The organism is Aminobacter sp. GW821-FHT11F06 (genome assembly GCF_058808215.1).
This window is the reverse complement of the sequence record NZ_JBXARL010000001.1, coordinates 664,857-683,688: the sequence shown is the minus strand read 5'-3', so window position 1 is coordinate 683,688 and position 18,832 is coordinate 664,857. Positions and strand designations below refer to the sequence as shown.

At 62.4% G+C, this 18,832-nt stretch carries 20 protein-coding genes; 15 read left to right on the top strand and 5 right to left on the bottom strand.

Going from position 1 to position 18,832, the window contains the following annotated elements; all coding sequences use genetic code 11:
* Nucleotides 1-32: 32 nt before the first annotated feature.
* The 3 genes from AC1RTB_RS03380 to hemB form a co-directional block, all read right to left on the bottom strand.
* On the bottom strand, nucleotides 33-788 hold the full coding sequence (locus tag AC1RTB_RS03380) for an arginyltransferase (RefSeq protein ID WP_492880444.1): 756 nt from the start codon (nucleotides 786-788) through the stop codon (nucleotides 33-35).
* Nucleotides 789-928: 140 nt separating this feature from the next.
* Complete coding sequence (locus tag AC1RTB_RS03375; protein ID WP_492880443.1) at nucleotides 929-1,399, bottom strand: RDD family protein; 471 nt, start codon at nucleotides 1,397-1,399, stop codon at nucleotides 929-931.
* A gap of 116 nt (nucleotides 1,400-1,515) precedes the next feature.
* On the bottom strand, nucleotides 1,516-2,547 hold the full coding sequence (gene hemB / locus AC1RTB_RS03370; protein WP_492880442.1) for a porphobilinogen synthase: 1,032 nt from the start codon (nucleotides 2,545-2,547) through the stop codon (nucleotides 1,516-1,518).
* Between the two features lie 144 nt (nucleotides 2,548-2,691).
* Between hemB and AC1RTB_RS03365 the strand changes: the two genes are divergently transcribed.
* The 15 genes from AC1RTB_RS03365 to AC1RTB_RS03295 all read left to right on the top strand — a co-directional run bounded on the left by AC1RTB_RS03365 (nucleotide 2,692) and on the right by AC1RTB_RS03295 (nucleotide 16,683).
* Nucleotides 2,692-3,729, top strand: a complete 1,038-nt coding sequence (locus AC1RTB_RS03365) for an enoyl-CoA hydratase/isomerase family protein (RefSeq protein WP_492880644.1) — start codon at nucleotides 2,692-2,694, stop codon at nucleotides 3,727-3,729.
* Nucleotides 3,726-4,148, top strand: coding sequence for a DUF6163 family protein (locus AC1RTB_RS03360; RefSeq protein ID WP_492880441.1), 423 nt, complete (start codon nucleotides 3,726-3,728; stop codon nucleotides 4,146-4,148). The genes AC1RTB_RS03365 and AC1RTB_RS03360 overlap by 4 nt, the downstream gene beginning before the upstream one ends.
* Nucleotides 4,149-4,363: 215 nt before the next feature.
* Complete coding sequence (ldtR, locus tag AC1RTB_RS03355; protein ID WP_109576855.1) at nucleotides 4,364-4,879, top strand: transcriptional regulator LdtR; 516 nt, start codon at nucleotides 4,364-4,366, stop codon at nucleotides 4,877-4,879.
* Nucleotides 4,880-5,292: 413 nt separating this feature from the next.
* Nucleotides 5,293-6,546 carry a L,D-transpeptidase family protein gene (locus tag AC1RTB_RS03350; protein ID WP_492880440.1) on the top strand — a complete coding sequence of 418 codons (1,254 nt, stop codon included), beginning with the start codon at nucleotides 5,293-5,295 and terminating at the stop codon, nucleotides 6,544-6,546.
* Nucleotides 6,547-6,722: 176 nt separating this feature from the next.
* Entirely contained in the window at nucleotides 6,723-8,024 is a 1,302-nt protein-coding gene (gene glyA / locus AC1RTB_RS03345; RefSeq protein ID WP_492880439.1) for a serine hydroxymethyltransferase, read from the top strand.
* Between the two features lie 198 nt (nucleotides 8,025-8,222).
* The gene (gene nrdR, locus AC1RTB_RS03340; protein WP_109576858.1) at nucleotides 8,223-8,687 is read left to right on the top strand and encodes a transcriptional regulator NrdR; all 465 of its coding nucleotides are present in this window, start codon (nucleotides 8,223-8,225) and stop codon (nucleotides 8,685-8,687) included.
* Between the two features lie 3 nt (nucleotides 8,688-8,690).
* On the top strand, nucleotides 8,691-9,812 hold the full coding sequence (gene ribD, locus AC1RTB_RS03335) for a bifunctional diaminohydroxyphosphoribosylaminopyrimidine deaminase/5-amino-6-(5-phosphoribosylamino)uracil reductase RibD (protein WP_492880438.1): 1,122 nt from the start codon (nucleotides 8,691-8,693) through the stop codon (nucleotides 9,810-9,812).
* Nucleotides 9,812-10,429: a riboflavin synthase gene (locus AC1RTB_RS03330; protein WP_492880437.1), complete on the top strand. Its 618-nt coding sequence runs from the start codon at nucleotides 9,812-9,814 to the stop codon at nucleotides 10,427-10,429. Before ribD ends, AC1RTB_RS03330 begins: the two co-directional genes overlap by 1 nt.
* Before the next feature lie 115 nt (nucleotides 10,430-10,544).
* A complete protein-coding gene (locus AC1RTB_RS03325; protein WP_492880436.1) occupies nucleotides 10,545-11,009 on the top strand; it encodes a 6,7-dimethyl-8-ribityllumazine synthase in 465 nt (154 codons plus the stop codon).
* Nucleotides 11,006-11,506, top strand: coding sequence for a transcription antitermination factor NusB (gene nusB / locus AC1RTB_RS03320; RefSeq protein ID WP_492880435.1), 501 nt, complete (start codon nucleotides 11,006-11,008; stop codon nucleotides 11,504-11,506). Before AC1RTB_RS03325 ends, nusB begins: the two co-directional genes overlap by 4 nt.
* Nucleotides 11,503-12,705: an MFS transporter gene (locus tag AC1RTB_RS03315; protein WP_492880434.1), complete on the top strand. Its 1,203-nt coding sequence runs from the start codon at nucleotides 11,503-11,505 to the stop codon at nucleotides 12,703-12,705. Before nusB ends, AC1RTB_RS03315 begins: the two co-directional genes overlap by 4 nt.
* A gap of 154 nt (nucleotides 12,706-12,859) precedes the next feature.
* Complete coding sequence (gene osmF / locus AC1RTB_RS03310) at nucleotides 12,860-13,771, top strand: glycine betaine ABC transporter substrate-binding protein OsmF (RefSeq protein ID WP_492880433.1); 912 nt, start codon at nucleotides 12,860-12,862, stop codon at nucleotides 13,769-13,771.
* A gap of 58 nt (nucleotides 13,772-13,829) precedes the next feature.
* Nucleotides 13,830-14,996 (top strand): ABC transporter permease, encoded by a 1,167-nt coding sequence (locus AC1RTB_RS03305; RefSeq protein WP_492880432.1) that lies wholly within the window; start codon nucleotides 13,830-13,832, stop codon nucleotides 14,994-14,996.
* Complete coding sequence (locus AC1RTB_RS03300) at nucleotides 14,993-15,931, top strand: ABC transporter ATP-binding protein (protein ID WP_492880431.1); 939 nt, start codon at nucleotides 14,993-14,995, stop codon at nucleotides 15,929-15,931. The genes AC1RTB_RS03305 and AC1RTB_RS03300 overlap by 4 nt, the downstream gene beginning before the upstream one ends.
* Complete coding sequence (locus tag AC1RTB_RS03295; RefSeq protein ID WP_492880430.1) at nucleotides 15,928-16,683, top strand: ABC transporter permease; 756 nt, start codon at nucleotides 15,928-15,930, stop codon at nucleotides 16,681-16,683. The genes AC1RTB_RS03300 and AC1RTB_RS03295 overlap by 4 nt, the downstream gene beginning before the upstream one ends.
* Here the strand turns inward: AC1RTB_RS03295 and AC1RTB_RS03290 are convergent.
* Together AC1RTB_RS03290 and AC1RTB_RS03285 are read right to left on the bottom strand one after the other, a co-directional pair.
* Nucleotides 16,627-18,057, bottom strand: a complete 1,431-nt coding sequence (locus AC1RTB_RS03290; protein WP_492880429.1) for an ATP-binding protein — start codon at nucleotides 18,055-18,057, stop codon at nucleotides 16,627-16,629. The genes AC1RTB_RS03295 and AC1RTB_RS03290 overlap by 57 nt on opposite strands.
* The gene (locus AC1RTB_RS03285; protein ID WP_492880428.1) at nucleotides 18,054-18,812 is read right to left on the bottom strand and encodes a response regulator; all 759 of its coding nucleotides are present in this window, start codon (nucleotides 18,810-18,812) and stop codon (nucleotides 18,054-18,056) included. Before AC1RTB_RS03285 ends, AC1RTB_RS03290 begins: the two co-directional genes overlap by 4 nt.
* Between the last annotated feature and the right edge of the window lie 20 nt (nucleotides 18,813-18,832).

Below are 18,832 nucleotides of genomic sequence, written 5' to 3'. Positions count from 1 at the left end.
GGACGGCAGCGTGGAAAACGGGCCGGACGGGCTCAGATGTTGCCTTCGAAACGCTCCCAGCCTTTCATGCCGAGATGTTCCTGAGGTGTGAAGCGTACCTTATAGTTCATCTTGCGCGAGCCGTTGACCCAGTAGCCAAGATAGACGTGGGGCAGGCCCATGGCGCGCGCGCGGGCAATATGATCGAGGATCATGTAAGTGCCAAGCGACCGCTCGTCCATTTCCGGATTGTAGTAGGAATAAACCATCGACAGCCCGTCCGACATCTTGTCGGTCAGCGCCACCGCCATCAGCTCGCCCTGGCCTTGGCCGGTGATGAAGGTATCAGGACCGCGCCGGCGATATTCGATCACCTTGGTGTCGACATGGGTGTCTTCGACCATCATGGCATAGTCGAGCACCGTCATGTCGGACATGCCGCCCTTGCGGTGGCGGGCATCGAGATAGGAACGGAACAGTGAATATTGCTCGGTCGAAGGCTCGGCGTCGTGCATGGCGCCGACGAGGTCGGAGTTGCGCTCGATCACCCGGCGCATGTTGCGCGTGGCCTTGAATTCCTGGGCCAGGATGCGGACCGAGACGCACGCCCTGCAGGTTTCGCAAGCCGGCCGATAAGCGATGTTTTGCGAGCGTCGGAAGCCGCCCTGGGTCAACAGGTCGTTCATCTCCGGCGCCTTGTCGCCCACGAGGTGGGTGAAGACCTTCCGCTCGAACTGCCCCTCAAGATAGGGGCATGGAGACGGCGCCGTCAGGAAAAATTGGGGAGAGTGGGTCGGATGCTGCGTCATCGAGCGTCAGGAAGACTCCCAATCAATGTCCCCTAGCTTGGCGCTACCGGCGAAAATTTCAACATGAATGTGAAGGCAAGTGGATTCTTTGCCTTCACATTTTGGCGCAACTGGCCGTTTTGACTCGCCGAATGGCAATTTCAGCTATCGCTGCGGCTGACGACGGTGCCGAGCAGGAGGTCGTGCAGCGTACGCTTGCGGTCGGAAAACAGCGTCACCAGCAGCACCAACGGCGTCAAAACCACGTTGCCGGCCCAAAACAGCACCGAGTGAACAACCGCCAGCATGCCGTCCACCGGCCGACCGTCGAGGCGGTCGAGCCGGATGCCCATCATGCGCATGCCGGTTGTCGCCTGATTCGGCCCGCCGAGCGTCGTCCAGATATAGAGCAGGGCAACCGCGGGAAACAGGATGCCGAATAGCGCCCAGCCGAGGCCGAGCGTCAGGATGCCGAGAAACAGGATGATGATGGCGAAGGGGATCATCAAAAGGCCGACGATGAGATAGTCGATCAGGAACGCCAGGATGCGGCGCGTGCGTACACCGTCATAGGCGCGCGTATCCTCAAGCCTGTTGGTGATGATTTCGCCGTCCAGTACGCGTGCGGTCATTGTATCCTCTATGGCGGGCGAGATTGCCCGCGCAGGAAAATAAATGGGAATTGCAGCGCCGGATTCAAGAATTCTGGCGCGACCGGCAAAAATGCTATCGGGGAGTAGGCGCCGCCTCAGCCCTTCAGAATCTGCGCCACTTCAGGCGCGAAATAGGTCAGGATGCCGTCGCAACCAGCGCGCTTGAAGGCGAGCAGGCTTTCCAGCATCGCCTTTTCGCCGTCGATCCAGCCATTGGCGCCTGCGGCCTTGATCATCGAATATTCGCCCGACACCTGATAGGCGAAGGTCGGCACGCGGAATTCCTGCTTCAGCCGGTGGATGATGTCGAGATAGGGCAGGCCGGGCTTGACCATCAGCATGTCGGCGCCCTCGGCCAGATCCTGTTCGGCCTCGCGCACCGCTTCGTCGGAATTGGCATGGTCGATGTAGTAGGTCTTCTTGTCGCCCTTGAGCAGGCCTTGCGTGCCGATCGCCTCGCGATAGGGACCATAGAAGGCTGAGGCGAATTTTGTCGCATAAGACATGATCGCCACGTCCTGGAAGCCATTGTCGTCGAGCGCGTCGCGGATGGCGCCGATGCGGCCGTCCATCATGTCGGATGGCGCGATGATGTCGGAACCTGCCGCTGCCTGAAGCACAGCTGCAGCTGCCACCTGGGCGACCGTCTCGTCATTGACGATGATGCCGTCGCGCAAGATGCCGTCATGGCCATGGCTGGTGAACGGGTCGAGCGCGACGTCGGTGATGATGCCGATCTCCGGCACCGCCGCCTTGATGGCGCGGGTGGTGCGGTTGATCAAATTGTCGGGGTCGAGGATATGCGCGCCGGTCTGGTCGCGCAGACCCATTTCGACATTCGGAAAGGTGGCGATCGCCGGGATGCCGAGTTTTGCCGCGCGCTCGGCTTCCTTGACGGCGAGATCGACGGACATGCGGAACACGCCGGGCATCGCCGGGATGATCTCTTGGCGATTCTCGCCGTCGATGATGAAGATCGGCCAGATCAGATCATCGACGCTCAGGTGGTTTTCCTGCACCAGGCGACGCGACCAGTCGGCCTTGCGCATGCGGCGCAGGCGGCGGCTGCCGGTGATTTCGTCGACGCTGCGCGCGCTGGCTGGCTTGGCTGGGGTAAACTTGTTCATCGGTCGTCTCCGGCAATTGTGCAGTTTTTAGCATGCCGGTTTGCCCAAGACCAAGATGCAGGATGAGCCCTGCGGCATTGACGCACCCCGGCACTCCACATTAGCTCTGCACACTCAGCCTGAATGTGAGGGAATCTCGTGGATATCGACTTTGGCGGCGACGACGAAATCCGCTTCGAGCGCTCCGGAGCAGCCGGCATCGTCACGCTGACGCGGCCGCAGGCGCTGAACGCGCTGACCCACAAGATGGTCCTGGCGTTGTCTCGGGCACTCACCGCATGGCAGGTGGACCGCGACGTGGCACTGGTTGTCCTGAAGGCCGAGGGCAGGGCGTTTTGTGCCGGCGGCGACATCTTGAAGGTCTATGAGGCGGGCCGCCTCGGCAATCCGTCTGTCGATTTCTTCGCTGACGAATACCGGCTGAATGCGCAGATCGCGCGGTTTCCCAAACCTTACATCTCACTCATTGACGGCATCGTCATGGGCGGCGGCGTTGGACTCTCGTTCCATGGCTCGCATCGTGTGCTGACCGAAAACGCGCAGTTCGCCATGCCCGAAGTCGGTATCGGATTTTTCCCCGATGTCGGCGGCAGCCACCTGCTGCCCGACCTCGGCGGTTATTTCGGCATGTATCTGGCATTGACTGGAAACCGCATTCGCTATGGCGACGCGCTTTGGTCGGGTCTGGCGACGCACACGATTTCGGCGGACGGGCAGATCGGGCTTCTGGAACGTCTTTGCGAGACCGGTGAGTCGGAAGCGGTCCTGCGCAACTTTTTCCAACCGGCCAAGCGTGAGACCGACCGCGCCACGCTCGAAGCCATCGCGCTGCATTTTTCCATGCCCACCCTTGCCGATGTCATCGAAAGCCTCGAAGCCGATACGAGCGAATTCGCAGCCAAGACGCTCGCGACCATTCTGACCCGTTCGCCAACCAGCCTGTCCGTCGCCTTCCGCCAGGTCAAAGCCGGGCTGACCATGTCGATGGACGATTGCATGCGCATGGAGTTCCGCATCCTGAACCGCATGCTCGCCGGCCGCGACTTCTACGAGGGCATCCGCGCGGTGCTGATCGACAAGGGCTCGACGCCTCAATGGCAACCGGCGCGGCTCGCCGATGTCGACCCGGCCGATATCGATCGCTATTTCGAAACGCTCGGCGACAGGGAACTCGCCCTGTGAATGACAATGCAAGCCGCCTGCGCGAGATGCACCCCTCCGCGATAGAGAATGCCTTTGCCTTGTTCCTGCGCGTGGTGGCTGCCTATTGCCTGTTGTTCGGCATCCTCTACTGGATTCGCCTCATCGGCGTTTATGACGGCCCGCTCTGGCGCTTCGACCTGATGCCCATTCATTGGCAGGTCGCCGCGGTGACGTTGTCAGCCTTCTTCCCCTTCGCCGCCATCGGCCTGTGGATGCTGTCGTCGTGGGGGCCGGTCATCTGGTTCATTTGCGCTGCGACCGAAATTATTATGTATGCAGGCTTCCCCAATATGTTCGGCAGCCGACCGCTTATCGTCGCCGCCCATATTTCGGTGGCATTGATTTACGCGGCCTTCCGGATCGTCTTGCACCTCAAAAGACGCCGCGCAGCCCAGTAGCCAACGCTTTCAGGGCGTTGCGGGCCATCCCATAAAATACAAGGTTAATTATTCTTACTCGGAAGGGCTTTCATTAACCCTCTTTCGAAACCAGTGCCTGGTAAGCCCTTGTTAAGCCTGACGTTTAAGTCGAATTTTATGGGTATTCGATAAGTTCGCGATCAAGGTGACATCAAACAAAAAAGTCACCAGGCGACAACAGAGAGGCAAAGACAATGATCAACTCGCGTCAGGTGGCTAAGCCCGCCATGGTTTCCGAGGACCGTAACGAAGCGATCCGTTCGCTTTACATGGAATCCCTGCAGCTGGTCGAAAGACTTCATCGCCGTCTGCTTGATGTTATCAAGGATGAGTTCGACCGCAACGGCCGCAGCGACATCAATGCGATCCAGGCATTGCTGCTGTTCAACATCGGCAATGCGGAACTGACCGCCGGTGAATTGCGCTCACGCGGCTACTATCTCGGCTCGAACGTCTCTTACAATCTCAAGAAGCTTGTCGAGCTTGGCTTCATCAACCACCAGCGTTCGCGCATCGACCGTCGCTCGGTCCGTGTCAGCCTGACGCCCAAGGGCCAGGACGTGGCCGAGGTCGTGGCCGGCCTCTATGACCGCCATGTCGGCTCGATCGAGCATGTCGGCGGCATCAACACCGACGAGTTCAAGCAGATGAACCGCGCTCTGCAGCGCCTCGACCGCTTCTGGAACGACACCATCGCCTATCGCATGTAAGCCTGCGGGGAAGGGGAATAGGGCAGTTAGGCAGTAGGGCAATGGGTCGGCGCGACCGTAGCGCCATGCTCCAAATCCTGACTGCGCTCCTGCCTAACTGCCCTATTCCTATCTTCCCAAGGACCGACCTCCAGTCGCAGAGCCGGTTGCAGAAATGCACCGGCTCTTCCTTTTTCAACGCCCGGCGAGGCAATAGAAGGCGACACAGCCATGTTGCCGCCATATTCGGATGACTATCGAAAAACTGTGATGTGCCAGATCTGCCTGTTCGGCCGTCAGCAACCCGTGCGATGAAGTGCGTTTCACGCCTTAGTGATGCCGGGTTATGGTTGGCTAATTGTTAAGTATGGTCGTCATATCGTCGCGGGAGATCTCCTGCCGGGTTTGGTTGCGCGAATATGTCTGGAACGTCCATGAAAACTAGCCGCCGTTTCTTTCTCACCGGTGCCGGCGCGGTCGCCGTGGCTGCCATATCAGGTGCCGCCAGCGCCCAGGATGTTGTCGGCGAGGTGCTTGGTTCGTCGCGTCGCGGCAATTGGGACGATCAGTTCGATGCGCGTGTGACGCAGGGCGCCAAGGTCGTCTCGACGTTGCCGATCTTTTCGCCGCAGACGGCTTCTTTTGTCCAGCAGGCGATTGGCCAGTATCAGAATATCGTCGCTCAGGGTGGCTGGCCGGTCGTGCCGGCGAACAAGAAGCTTAAGCTTGGCGACGAGGATCCCGATGTCGTGGTGCTGCGCAAGCGCCTGATGGTTTCTGGCGACCTGTCGCCGCGCGCCGGTCTTTCCCAATCCTTCGACACCTATGTCGATGCAGCGCTCAATCGCTTCCAGGCCCGACATGGATTGCCGTCCGACGGCGTCATGGGCAAGTACACCTACGCGGCGATGAACATCTCCGCCCAGGTTCGTCTTGGCCAGCTCCAGACCAATCTCGCCCGCATCCAGGCGCAGGCGGGTAAGCTCGGCAACCGCTATGTGAACGTCAACATTCCGGCAGCGCAGGTCGAAGCCGTCGAAAACGATCGCATCGTGCTGCGCCACACCGCTATCGTCGGCAAGGTCGACCGCCAGTCGCCCATCGTCAATTCGAAGATCAACGAGATCGTCGTCAACCCCTACTGGAACGCGCCGGTGTCGATCGTCCGCAAGGACATCATCCCGCTGATGCGCAAGAACCCGAACTATCTGGCCGACAGCAAGATTCGCCTGTTTGCGCCCGATGGCAGCGAAGTCGATCCGCTGAATGTCGACTGGTCGACGGAAGAGGCGGCGAAATATCGCTTCCGCCAGGATCCCGGCGCCAACAATGCGATGGCCTCGGTCAAGATCAACTTCCCGAGCCCCGATGGCGTGTACATGCACGACACGCCGCAGCAGAGTCTGTTCGGCAAGATGATGCGCTTCGATTCGTCGGGCTGCGTGCGCGTCCAGAACGTGCGCGACCTTGTCACCTGGATCCTGCGCGATACGCCAGGCTGGAGCCGCCAGCACTTTGAACAGGCGATCAAGTCGGGCGAGAACACGCCCATTGCGGTCACCAACCCGGTGCCGGTCTATTTCACCTATGTCTCGGCATGGTCGACTGGCGACGGCGTCGCCCAGTTCCGCGACGATATCTATGGCCTCGACGGTGTTCAGGAGCTGCAGATCACTTCTGCGCTCTGAGCCAGCCACAATCATTTTGAAAAGGCCGTCCTTCGGGGCGGCCTTTTTCGTTTGGGCCGCCCTTTGGCGCAAAGCGACAACGAAATTTCGCGCCGCAAACGTGGCGACGCTGGGGCAAGTGTGTTAATGGCCCGCCGAACCTCCCCGATGCCCTCCGGACTAAAGGATCTTCCGCAATGGCCGCTTCGAAACACCTCGAATCCTTCTTTGGAACCCCACTGTCGGAGGCCGATCCGGAAATCTTCGGCTCGATCCGCAATGAGCTTGGCCGCCAGCGCCACGAGATCGAGCTGATCGCCTCGGAAAACATCGTTTCCCGCGCCGTTCTCGAGGCGCAGGGCTCGATCATGACCAACAAATATGCCGAGGGTTATCCGGGCAAGCGCTATTATGGCGGCTGCCAGTTCGTCGACGTTGCCGAAGAGCTCGCCATCGAACGCGCCAAGAAGCTGTTCGACTGCAAGTTCGCCAACGTCCAGCCCAATTCCGGCAGCCAGATGAACCAGGCCGTGTTCCTGGCGCTGCTGCAGCCGGGCGACACCTTCATGGGCCTCGACCTGAATTCGGGCGGTCACCTGACCCACGGCTCGCCGGTCAACATGTCCGGCAAGTGGTTCAAGGTCGTCTCCTACGGCGTTCGCAAGGACGACAATCTGCTCGACATGGACGAGGTCGCGCGCCTTGCCCGCGAAAACAAGCCGAAGCTGATCCTTGCCGGCGGCACTGCCTATTCCCGCATCTGGGACTGGAAGCGCTTCCGCGAGATCGCCGATGAAGTCGGCGCCTATCTGATGGTCGATATGGCCCACATCGCCGGACTGGTTGCCGGTGGCGTGCATCCGTCGCCGCTGCCGCACGCCCATGTCGTCACCACCACCACGCACAAGTCGCTGCGCGGCCCGCGCGGCGGCATGATCCTCACCAATGACGAGGACATTTCCAAGAAGATGAACTCGGCTGTGTTCCCGGGCTTGCAGGGCGGCCCGCTGATGCATGTCATCGCCGCCAAGGCAGTCGCCTTCGGCGAAGCGCTGAAGCCCGAGTTCAAGACCTATGCGGCAAATGTCGTCGCCAACGCCAAGGCGCTGGCCGCGAGCCTCAAGGACACCGGCCTCGACATCGTCTCCGGCGGCACCGACAACCATCTGATGCTTGTCGACCTGCGCCCCAAGAACGCCACCGGCAAGCGCGCCGAGGCAGCCCTTGGACGTGCCAACATCACCTGCAACAAGAACGGCATTCCTTTCGACCCGGAAAAGCCCTTCGTCACCTCGGGCGTCCGTCTCGGCACCCCGGCAGGCACGACCCGCGGCTTCGGCGAGGCCGAGTTCCGTGAGATCGGCACGCTGATCACCGAGGTGCTGGACGGCCTCAAGGTCGCCAATTCCGACGAGGGCAACGCTGCCGTCGAGGCGGCGGTCAAGCAGAAGGTCGTCAGCATGACCGAACGCTTCCCGCTCTATCCTTACCTCGGCTAAGCACCGAGCCGGGGAGGGCGCCGAGCTATCCCCTGAAACATGGAAACCCCATCCCTACATGTAAGGGGTGGGGTTTTTGCTTTTCGGCCGGGCGTGATCATCCAAATGCGGTCTCCGCATCTTGGGATCATGGTTTAGATTTCCGGGCCGATGGGTTAAGCCTTTCACGGTCGAGGATTCGAATGACAAGGCTGAACGATGCGTTGCCCATATTGCCAGTCTGAAGACACGCAGGTGAAGGACTCCCGTCCGGCCGAGGACGGGGCTGCGATCCGCCGCCGGCGCATCTGCCCGGTTTGCGGCGGCCGCTTCACCACGTTCGAGCGCGTCCAGCTTCGCGACCTCGTGGTTCTCAAGAAGTCCGGCCGCAAGGTGCCGTTCGACCGCGACAAGCTTGCCCGCTCGGTCGAGATCGCGGTGCGCAAGCGCAATGTCGATCCAGAACGCATCGAGCGCGCGGTGACAGGCATCGTCCGCCAGCTCGAAAGCTCCGGCGAAAGCGAAATCCCTTCCGGCGAGATCGGCCGGCTGGTCATGGAGGCGCTCAAGTCGCTCGACGATGTCGCCTATGTCCGCTTCGCCTCTGTCTACCGCAATTTCCGCGAGGCCAAGGATTTCCACGAAGTACTGGGCGAGCTCAAGGGCGACGAGGAAGCCAGCTGAGCAATGGTCAACGACGCATCCAGGCAGGACAGGATTGACCATCGTTTCATGGCAGCAGCCCTCAGGCTGTCGCGAAAACATCTCGGGCTGACCTCGACCAATCCGGCGGTCGGCACGCTCATTGTCCGCGACGACGGTTATGGCCCTGTCATTGTCGGGCGCGGTGTCACCGCCATCGGCGGACGCCCGCATGCCGAAGCCGAGGCCCTGGCCGAAGCGGGCGATCTGGCGCGCGGCGCCACCGCCTATGTCACGCTCGAGCCCTGCGCTCATCACGGCCGCACCCCGCCTTGCGCCAACGCGCTGGTCACCGCCGGCGTCGTGCGTGTTGTGGGGGCCGCCAGCGACCCGGACCCGCGTGTATCAGGCAAGGGTTATGCGATCCTCCGAGACGCCGGCGTTGAGGTTAAGGAAGGCGTGCTTGCCCGCGAGGCTTCCAACCAGCTCGCCGGCTACATGAATCGCTCGGTGAGGAAGCGCCCGGAAGTGATTCTGAAGCTTGCGCTTTCCGCCGATGGCATGATCGGCCGGCGCGGCCAGGGCCAGATCGAGATCACCGGTGAGATCGCTCGCCGTCAGGTTCACATCATGCGCGCCGAAACCGATGCGATCCTGATCGGTATCGGTACCGCGCTTGCTGACGATCCCGAGCTGACCGTGCGTTTGCCGGGGCTGAGGGCGCGGTCGCCGGCGCGTATCGTGCTCGACAGGCTGGCCCGGTTGCCGGCAACCTCGAAGCTCGCGCGCTCGGCCCATGATGTGCCGGTGCTTGTCGCCGCCTGTTCGGAAATCCATACGGTAAACAAGGCGGAGCTGGAGCGCGCCGGCGTGAAGTTCCTGGCGACCGAGACCTATGACGGGCGCGTGGCGCTGCCTGAGCTGCTCGAGGATCTGGGCAATCACGGCATGTCGCGCATCATCGTCGAAGGTGGCGCCGACACAGCGCGCGCCTTTCTCGAGGAGGGCCTCGTCGACCGGATCGCACTGTTTTACGGACCCGAAGCGATTGGAACCGACGGCATTGCAGCCCCTATCGGGCGCGACCATATACCGGCAGGGTTCGAGCTGGTGCGCGAAGCGCGCTTCGGCGAGGACAGCTTCGCTGAATGGATAAGGGAAATTTGATGTTTACCGGTATCGTTACCGACGTGGGTACAGTCGCGTCTGCAGCACAGCTCGACCAGGGTGTGCGCCTGCGCATCGACACGGCATATGATCCCAAGACGATCGACATCGGTGCGTCGATTTCCTGCTCCGGCGTCTGCCTGACGGTGGTAACCCTCCCTGAAGCCACCTCGAACGCCCGCTGGTTCGAGGTCGAGGCCTGGGAAGAGGCACTGCGCCTGACCACGGCGAGCGACTGGGCGTCCGGTCGCAGGATAAATCTCGAACGCGCTCTCAAGATCGGCGACGAGCTTGGCGGTCATATCGTTTCAGGCCATGTCGACGGCATGGCCGAGATCGTGGCGCGCGAAGACGAGGGCGAGGCGGTACGCTTCCGCCTGGAAGCGCCGCGCGAGCTGGCCAAATTCATTGCGCCCAAGGGCTCCGTCGCACTCGACGGCACGTCGCTGACGGTCAACAAGGTCGAGGGCACGCGCTTCGACGTGTTGCTGATCCATCATTCCCTGCAGGTGACGACCTGGGGCGAGCGCAAGGTCGGAGATCGGGTCAATCTGGAGATCGACACCATGGCACGTTATGCCGCCCGCCTTGCCGAGGCCGCCAGCGAAGGGCTCTGAGGCGCAGCTTCGGCGCTGGTCGTTCGGCCAGCGGTTTCCTGCCACAGTGCTTAACACTTCGCTTGCGAACTCATCGGGTTCGGCCTAAGTCAGCCGCTCCTGCCGGAGATTTGACATGGCCAACGACAAGAAACTGAAGCTCCTCATCGTTGAGGCGCGCTTTTACGACGACCTCGCAGATGCGCTGCTGGATGGCGCCAAGGCTGCTCTGGACGCCGCCGGCGCATCCTACGACGTGGTGACCGTACCCGGCGCGCTCGAAATTCCGGCCGTGATCTCGTTTGCGCTCGACGCAGCCGACGACGAGGGCACCCAGTATGACGGTTATGTCGCGCTTGGCACCGTCATCCGTGGCGAAACCTATCACTTCGACATCGTCGCCAACGAATCCTGCCGTGCTCTGATGGACCTGTCGGTTGCGGAATCGCTTTGCATCGGCAACGGTATCTTGACTGTCGAAAACGACGATCAGGCTTGGGCACGTGCCCGCCGCAGCGAAGGCGACAAGGGTGGCTTTGCCGCGCGGGCAGCCCTCACCATGATCGCCTTGCGCGAAAAACTTGGAGCAGCACGCTCGTGACGTCTCCTGAAGATAACGGCCAGCCGACCGTCCGCCACGCCAACAAGCGCGGTGCTGCCCGTCTGGCTGCCGTGCAGGCGCTCTACCAGATGGACGTGGCCGGCAGCGGTCTGCTCGAAATTACCGCCGAATACGAGGCTTTTCGCCTTGGCAAGGAAGTCGACGGCGCGCTTTACCGCGAGGCCGACGCCCAGTGGTTCCGCGCGATCCTCGCTGGCGTTGTCGAAAACCAGAAGACGATCGATCCGGTGATCCGCGAGGCGTTGACTGAAGACTGGCCGCTGTCGCGGCTCGATTCGACGCTGCGCGCCATCCTGCGTGCCGGTGTCTACGAACTGATGAAGCGCCAGGACGTTCCCGTGGCCGTGATCGTGTCGGAATATGTCGACATCGCCAAGGCCTTCTATGCAGACGACGAGCCCAAGCTCGTCAATGCCGTGCTTGATCGCGTGTCTCGCAAGCTGCGCGGCGAAGGTAAGGGCAAGGACGCATTATGACCGGTGGCGAACGCGACGCGCGGCGAACAGCTTATATCCTCGCCGCATCGCAAGCCATCATCGGCTCCGCCGCCCCGATCGCCTTTTCGCTTGGCGGCCTGGCCGGCTACTATCTCCTCGGACCCGACAAGTCGCTGGCGACCGCCCCGATCACCGGTTTCAGCGTTGGTCTGGCGCTTGGCGCGCTTCCAGCGGCCGCGATCATTCGCGGCCTTGGACAGCGCCACGGCTTCATGTTCGGCACCGCCGTCACCGCGGCCGGTGGCGCGATCGCAACTTTGGGCCTGTTCCGCTCGGAATTCTGGCTGTTCGTCTTTGGCTTGCTGATGCTCGGCGTCGGCAGTGCCTTCGTGCAGCAGTTCCGTTTCGCCGCAGCCGACAACGCGCCGCCCCAGTTCAAGGCCAATGCGATCTCGTTCGTGCTCGCCGGCGGCATCATCACTGCCATTCTTGGTCCGCAGATCGTCATCTTCACGCGCGAACTGTTTGCGCCCGTCATGTTCGCCGGCTCGTTTGCTGCGATCATTGGCCTTGCGGCGGTTGGCGCCGTCATCCTGTCGTTCCTGAAGGTGAAGGGCGCAACGGAAGCGCACGACGCGATTTCCCAGGCCGACGCGCGCCCGCTGCTCGAAATCGTCACCCAACCGCGCTTTGCCGCGGCACTCGTCTGCGCCGTCGGCAGCTATGCCGTGATGACCTTCGTCATGACCGGTGCGCCGCTCGCCATGGTCGGCTGCGGCTTTTCTCCCGACGAGGCGACGCTCGGCATCTCCTGGCACGTCATGGCGATGTTTGGCCCGAGCTTCTTCACCGGCCGCCTGATACAGCGTTTCGGCGCCGAGCGAATCGTGGCGTTGGGCCTGTTCCTGCTGATTGTTTGCGCGATCGTGGCGTTGTCGGGCATCGCGTTGTGGCAGTTCTGGACATCGCTGATCCTGCTCGGCCTCGGCTGGAACTTCGGCTTCATCGGTGCAACCGCCATCGTCTCGACCGCTTATCGCCCATCGGAAAAAGGCAAGGTCCAGGGCTTCCATGACTTCGTCCTGTTCAGCATCGTCGCTTTGGCCTCGCTGATGTCCGGTGCTGTCTACAACGCCTATGGCTGGGAGATGCTGGCCTGGATCGTCTTCCCTGTCTGCGCCGTCTGCCTGGCGGCGCTTGCGGCTCTGTCGCTGATGCGCCAGCGTCAAACCGTCTGACAGGAGGATGTCGGCAGTCACGGCCGCCGATTTCTTCGAATTACAAAAAAATATTGCGCAGGCCCCGCGCATTGTGAAACCGTATGCCCCGACGGAAGCTGGCCGCTATGCTCATATGCGCCACCGAATTCCGGGAACGAGAAGGGGCTTCATTATGCGTCAGACCAGTACAATCGCCGCTGCGATCGTAGCACTCGGCCTCGCCACCAGCGCGGCGAACGCGCAGGTGGTGGTGTCTTCCAAGATCGACACCGAAGGCGGCGTGCTCGGCAATATCATCAAGGCCGTGCTCGACGCCAACAAGATCGCGACCACCGATCGCATCCAGCTTGGTGCCACGCCCGTCGTTCGCAAGGCGATCACCGCTGGCGAAATCGACATCTATCCCGAATACACCGGCAATGCCGGCTTCTTCTTCGAAAAGGCCGACGATCCGGTCTGGAAGGATGCCGCCAAGGGTTTCGAGACCGCCAAGAAGCTCGACTATGACGCCAACAAGATCGTCTGGCTGTCGCCGTCGCCGGCCAACAACACCTGGGCGATCGCGCTGCGCAAGGATGTGGCCGAGACCAACAAGCTGGCCACCCTCAGCGACTTCGGCAAATACGTCGCCGGCGGCGGCACCGTCGTGCTGGCGGCCTCGTCCGAGTTCGTCAACTCAGCCGCTGCCCTTCCAGCCTTCCAGACGACCTACGGCTTTGCCCTCAAGCCCGAACAGCTGATCACGCTTTCCGGCGGTGATACGGCAGCCACCATCGGTGCTGCCGCCAACCAGACCAATGGTGCCAATGCCGCCATGGTCTACGGCACGGACGGTGGCATCGCGCCTTCGGGCCTTGTCGTTCTCGCCGACGACAAGGGCGTGCAGCCGGTCTACCAGCCGGCTCCGATCATCCGCGAAGCCGTGCTCAAGCAGCATCCGGAGATCGAAACCCTGCTCAAGCCGGTGTTCGAAAAGCTCGATCTCGTCACGCTGCAGGAACTCAACGGCCGCGTTCAGGTCGGCGGCGAGCCGGCCAAGGCTGTCGCTGAAGATTTCCTGAAGAAGAACGGCTTTCTGAAGTAAGCTTCCGCAGCGCGCCTCGTCAGGGGCGCGCCGACGGAACCGGGGACGCATCGCAGTCGTGGGCATCAGGTTCGACAAGCTTGGCGTGGTGATCGCCGGGATCGCCGCCTATGGCGCCTTCGTGGCGCCATTCGCCACTTTTCGCGCCAACCGCATCGTTGCAGGCGAACCGCGTTCGATCATCGAGGCGTTGCCGTCACCAATGGGCGCAGCCTTGCTTGTCATCCTTGTTGCGGCAGGGCTCGTCGCGCTGTTCAAGACGCCGCTGGTCACTCGCCTGGGAGCAAGCGTCGTGGCGCTCGCGTCGCTTGCTCTACTGATCGGCGTCGCCGGTAGCCATCTGACGCCCGAGGGCAACACCTTCGCCCGCATCTCGCCGGCCTCCGGCTTCTGGCTGTTGATCTTTGCCTTTACCCTGTTGCTCGCCGACGTCCTGACGAGGTTGCAACTGTCGCCGGTCGGGCGTGTTGCCGTGCTCGTCATCGCGGCTGCGGCGATTGGGCTGCTGCTGGCTTCGGGCCAGTGGGACAACCTGTCGATCCTCAAGGAATATGCCAACCGCGCCGACAGTTTCTGGAACGAGGCGAAGCGCCATGTCGAGCTCGCCCTCGGCTCGCTGGCCGCTGCCGTGCTTGTCGGCCTGCCGCTCGGCATTTTGTGCCACCGCGTCGAGGCGCTGCGGGCAGGCGTGCTCAATGTGCTCAACATCATCCAGACGATCCCCTCCATCGCACTGTTCGGCATCCTGATCGCACCGCTCGGCTGGGTCGCCGCCAATGTTCCCGGCGCTTCGGCCCTGGGCATTCGCGGCATCGGTGCGGCGCCCGCATTCGTTGCGCTGTTTCTCTATTCGCTGCTGCCGGTGGTGGCCAACACGGTCGTCGGGCTCGCCGGCGTGCCGCGCGCGGCCAACGATGCGGCACGCGGCATGGGCATGACCAATTGGCAGCGGCTCAAAAATGTCGAGTTTCCGCTGGCTTTCCCGGTCATCCTCACCGGCATCCGCATCGTTCTGGTGCAGAACATCGGCCTTGCCACCATTGCCGCCTTGATCGGCGGTGGCGGATTCGGTGTGTTCGTGTTTCAGGGCGTCGGCCAGACGGCAATGGACCTTGTCCTGCTCGGGGCGGTTCCCACTGTGGCGCTGGCCTTTGCCGCTGCCATCATTCTTGATGCGGTGGTCGAGTTCGTGGCGACCCGCAGAACCATGGCGGTGGCGGCATGATCGAGATCGAAAACATCACCAAGCGTTATGGCGACACGGCCGTGGTTGATGATGTGTCTATGGTCATCCAGCCGCGCACGCTGACTGTGATCGTCGGCACCTCGGGCTCGGGCAAGACCACGTTGTTGCGCATGATCAACCGCCTAGTCGAGCCGACGTCGGGCACGATCAAGCTCGACGGCACGGACAATCGCTCGGTGCCCGGCCACGAGCTACGCCGCAGCATAGGCTATGCCATCCAGGGCAACGGCCTGTTTCCCCATCGCACGGTGGCGCAGAATATCGGCACCGTTCCGGCACTGCTTGGCTGGGATGCCGCGCGCATCAAGACCCGCGTTGATGAGCTCATGTCGCTGCTCCAACTGGAGCCTGCGGCTTTCGGTCCTCGTTATCCCCACGAATTGTCGGGTGGCCAGCAGCAGCGCGTCGGTGTTGCCCGCGCGCTCGCAGCCGAGCCCAATGTGCTGTTGATGGACGAACCATTCGGCGCGCTCGATCCGATCATCCGCACCAAGGCGCAGGAAGACCTGCTGGCGATCCAGAAGCGCTTCGGCACCACCATCATCCTCGTCACTCATGACATGGAGGAGGCGGTCCACCTTGGCGATCGCATCGCCGTCATGGATGCCGGCCGCCTGATCCAGTACGCAACACCGGCCGAAATCCTGGCCAAGCCCGCCAATGATTTCGTCGAAACGCTGATCGGTGTCTCCGACCGTCCGTTCAAGCTTTTATCGCTTGGCGCCGTCGGTGATGCGCTCGAGCCCGGCCTGGCTGCCGGCGAAGGCATTCGAGCCGAGGCGACCCAGCGTGATGCGCTCGCCGAATTGTTGTGGTCGGGACGCTCCGCAATGCCGGTGACCGCTGACGATGGCACGCCGCTCGGCAAGGTGACCGTCGAAAGCCTCGTCAAACGTGCCGCGAGGCCGCTATGAGGGCCTGGATTCCGCTCCTGCTGCGGCTTGCCGTGCTGGCCCTGCTCATCGCCTTTTTGACCAACCCGTTGTGGTTCGAGCCGCTGCTCAAGCCGCTGACGCAGAATGGCGCGCCTGTCATCTACAACCAGGGCAGCCTGCTGTCGCTGGCGCTCCAGCATCTACGCACTGTTGCCATCGCCACTGCGGCTGCGATTGTCGTTGCCGTTTCACTCGCCATTCTTGTTACCCGGCCGGCCGGCGTCGAGTTCCTGCCTTTGTCACGCAGCCTGGTCAATATCGGCCAGACCTTTCCGCCGGTGGCGGTGCTGGCGCTAGCCGTCCCCGCCGTCGGCTTTGGCGAAAAGCCGACGCTGATCGCGCTGTTCCTCTATGGCTTGTTGCCGATCTTCGAGAATTCGCTGACGGGCCTGACCACCACGCCGCCCAGCGTGGTTGAAGCCGCACGTGGCGCCGGCATGACCGGCTGGCAACGCCTTCTCAAGGTCGAACTGCCGCTCAGCGTGCCGGTCATGCTGGCCGGCATCCGGCTTTCGGTGGTCATCAGCCTCGCCACCGCCACCATCGGCTCGACGGTCGCGGCCAAGACGCTCGGCGAGGTCATCATCGCCGGGCTGCAATCCAACAATCTGGCCTTTGTTCTGCAGGGCGGCCTGATCGTCGCGGCGCTTGCCGTGCTGATCTACGACGCGCTGTCAGCGCTTGAGCGTTATGCCGCGCGGCGCATGGGGCAGGGCAGCGCCAACGCCTGAGGCCCCAGCCGCCACAGCCAGCTCGGCGCGATGAGCCCGGCCCGGCATTTCCGGAGCCGCACCGGGCAGCTCGATTCTGATGACGAGCCCGGTCGGTTGGTTCTGCCCCAGCTCGATGCTGCCGCCATGTCCGTGGACGATGTCGGCGACGATGGAGAGGCCGAGCCCGAAGCCGGGCTTTGGCGTTGCGCCGCGTGCCGCGTCGGCTTTGAAAAATGGCTCGAACACCCGAGACCGCGCGCTCTCGCCAATACCCGGCCCGTCATCGGCGACCTCGATGAGCGCTGCCGTATCGGTTGCGGAAAGCGTGACTGTCACATTGGCCGCGAACTTGACGCCGTTGTCGCAGAGATTGGCGACCGCGCGCCCCAAGGCGTTTGGTTTGCACCAGCCCAGCAGCCGGTCTGGACCTCTATAGGCAACCGAAAAGCCGACATCGGAAAATTCGGCGCAAACCGTCTGCACCACGCTGGCGATATCGGCGCGCTGCAACGCCTCCGTCGACGCCTCGTCGCGCAGATAGGCCAGCGTTTCGTTGATCAGCCCGTCGATCTGACCGATATCGGCCAGCATCGCCGATCGCAGTGTGCTGTCTTGGCTGCGTTCGGCGCGAAGCCGCAGGCGTGTCAGGGGCGTGCGCAGGTCATGGCTGACATTGCGCAGCATATGCGTGCGGTTGTCGATCATGGTGCGGATGCGCGTGCGCATCTTGTTCAGGGCGCGTGCCAGGCCAATCATCTCGATCGACCCGCGCTCGACGAACAACTCCTCGCCTTTGCCCGTTTCGGCGAAGTCGGCCGCCGCCGATATGCGCTTCAGCGGGTCGGTGACCGACCACACCACAAAGGCCAGGAACAGCCCCAGCAGCACCACCAGCGCCAGGAAATAATAGGAGGCCGGGTTGACGAATTGCGAGGTCAGGATCGTGTCGGGCACCCCGGAATAGATGAGCGCGGTCTCGTCATCGAGGGCAAACACCAAAGCCGGCTTGTCGTCGATGATCAGCCGTCGCCCGCCCAAAGGCGGCGGCCTGTCGGGCGGAAACAATGCATTGACCAGCCAGGCCAAAGGCGTGCGCCAATGCGGCGAAGACGGGATGCGGTCTGCCTCTTGTCTGGCAACGATGCGTAAATCGAACCCCGCGCGGGACGCCGCGTCGATGATCCCATCGCGTGTTTCAGGCGGTGCCTGGCGCAACAGCGCAGCGACTGTGCCGGCCCGTTCGGCGTCGATTTCCATGTTGGGCAGCGCACTCTCGGTCATTCTTTCGAAAGCCGAACCGAGCACGATGACCACGATCATGGCGACGACGATGATCGCCATGATCTGGCCGCGCATCGATTGCGGCACCAGGCGGTGGAGCGCGTTTTTCATACCTCTTCCACTGTGGCGGTGAAGACATAACCGCCCAGCCTCACTGTCTTGAGCAGCACCGGGTCGCGTGCGTCTTCTTCGATCTTCTGGCGAAGGCGGCTGATATGGACATCGATGCTGCGCTCGATCGGGCCGGCCAGTCCGGCATGCGTCACCGCAAGCAATTGTTCGCGCGACAGGATCCGCCCGGCATTGCGGCAAAAGGCGAGCAGCAGGTCGAATTCATGCGTGGTCGTGGCGACTCGTGCATTGCTCGGATCGTGCAATTGCCGACGCACCGGGTCGATGCGCCAGCCATTGAAGCGCAATGCTCTCGTCCGCCCCGCGTCTTCAGGCGCATAGGTGGCGCGCCGCAGCAGGGCCCTTATGCGCGCCGTCAGCTCACGCGTGCTGAATGGCTTGGTGACGTAGTCGTCCGCCCCGATCTCCAGGCCGACAATGCGGTCGACCTCTTCGCCAAGCGCGGTCAGCATCAGGATCGGGACGGTTGTTTCTTTTCGAAGACGGCGGCAGATGCTGAGGCCGTCTTCGCCCGGCAACATGACATCGAGCACGATCAGGTCGAATTTCTTCTGGCGAAGCACGCCGTCCATCGCAACGCCGTTTTCGGCGATGTCGACGATCATGCCCGCTTCCGCCAGCGCATCGCCAAGCATCCGCGCGATCTCGTTGTCGTCCTCGACAATGAGTATGCGTGCGCCGCGCCGCGCCGGACTTGTGTCTTGAACCACGTCGCCGTGGGACTTGGATGACATGGGGCTGGGGCCAATCCTTG

What these genes read in the sequence shown, in the direction of transcription:
- AC1RTB_RS03380 (WP_492880444.1), bottom strand. Translation starts at nt 788, where the DNA reads ATGACGCAGCATCCGACCCACTCTCCCCAATTTTTCCTGACGGCGCCG.
- AC1RTB_RS03375 (WP_492880443.1), bottom strand. Translation starts at nt 1,399, where the DNA reads ATGACCGCACGCGTACTGGACGGCGAAATCATCACCAACAGGCTTGAG.
- hemB (WP_492880442.1), bottom strand. Translation starts at nt 2,547, where the DNA reads ATGAACAAGTTTACCCCAGCCAAGCCAGCCAGCGCGCGCAGCGTCGAC.
- ldtR (WP_109576855.1), top strand. Translation starts at nt 4,364, where the DNA reads ATGATCAACTCGCGTCAGGTGGCTAAGCCCGCCATGGTTTCCGAGGAC.
- AC1RTB_RS03350 (WP_492880440.1), top strand. Translation starts at nt 5,293, where the DNA reads ATGAAAACTAGCCGCCGTTTCTTTCTCACCGGTGCCGGCGCGGTCGCC.
- glyA (WP_492880439.1), top strand. Translation starts at nt 6,723, where the DNA reads ATGGCCGCTTCGAAACACCTCGAATCCTTCTTTGGAACCCCACTGTCG.
- nrdR (WP_109576858.1), top strand. Translation starts at nt 8,223, where the DNA reads ATGCGTTGCCCATATTGCCAGTCTGAAGACACGCAGGTGAAGGACTCC.
- ribD (WP_492880438.1), top strand. Translation starts at nt 8,691, where the DNA reads ATGGTCAACGACGCATCCAGGCAGGACAGGATTGACCATCGTTTCATG.
- AC1RTB_RS03330 (WP_492880437.1), top strand. Translation starts at nt 9,812, where the DNA reads ATGTTTACCGGTATCGTTACCGACGTGGGTACAGTCGCGTCTGCAGCA.
- AC1RTB_RS03325 (WP_492880436.1), top strand. Translation starts at nt 10,545, where the DNA reads ATGGCCAACGACAAGAAACTGAAGCTCCTCATCGTTGAGGCGCGCTTT.
- AC1RTB_RS03315 (WP_492880434.1), top strand. Translation starts at nt 11,503, where the DNA reads ATGACCGGTGGCGAACGCGACGCGCGGCGAACAGCTTATATCCTCGCC.
- osmF (WP_492880433.1), top strand. Translation starts at nt 12,860, where the DNA reads ATGCGTCAGACCAGTACAATCGCCGCTGCGATCGTAGCACTCGGCCTC.
- AC1RTB_RS03300 (WP_492880431.1), top strand. Translation starts at nt 14,993, where the DNA reads ATGATCGAGATCGAAAACATCACCAAGCGTTATGGCGACACGGCCGTG.
- AC1RTB_RS03295 (WP_492880430.1), top strand. Translation starts at nt 15,928, where the DNA reads ATGAGGGCCTGGATTCCGCTCCTGCTGCGGCTTGCCGTGCTGGCCCTG.
- AC1RTB_RS03290 (WP_492880429.1), bottom strand. Translation starts at nt 18,057, where the DNA reads ATGAAAAACGCGCTCCACCGCCTGGTGCCGCAATCGATGCGCGGCCAG.
- AC1RTB_RS03285 (WP_492880428.1), bottom strand. Translation starts at nt 18,812, where the DNA reads ATGTCATCCAAGTCCCACGGCGACGTGGTTCAAGACACAAGTCCGGCG.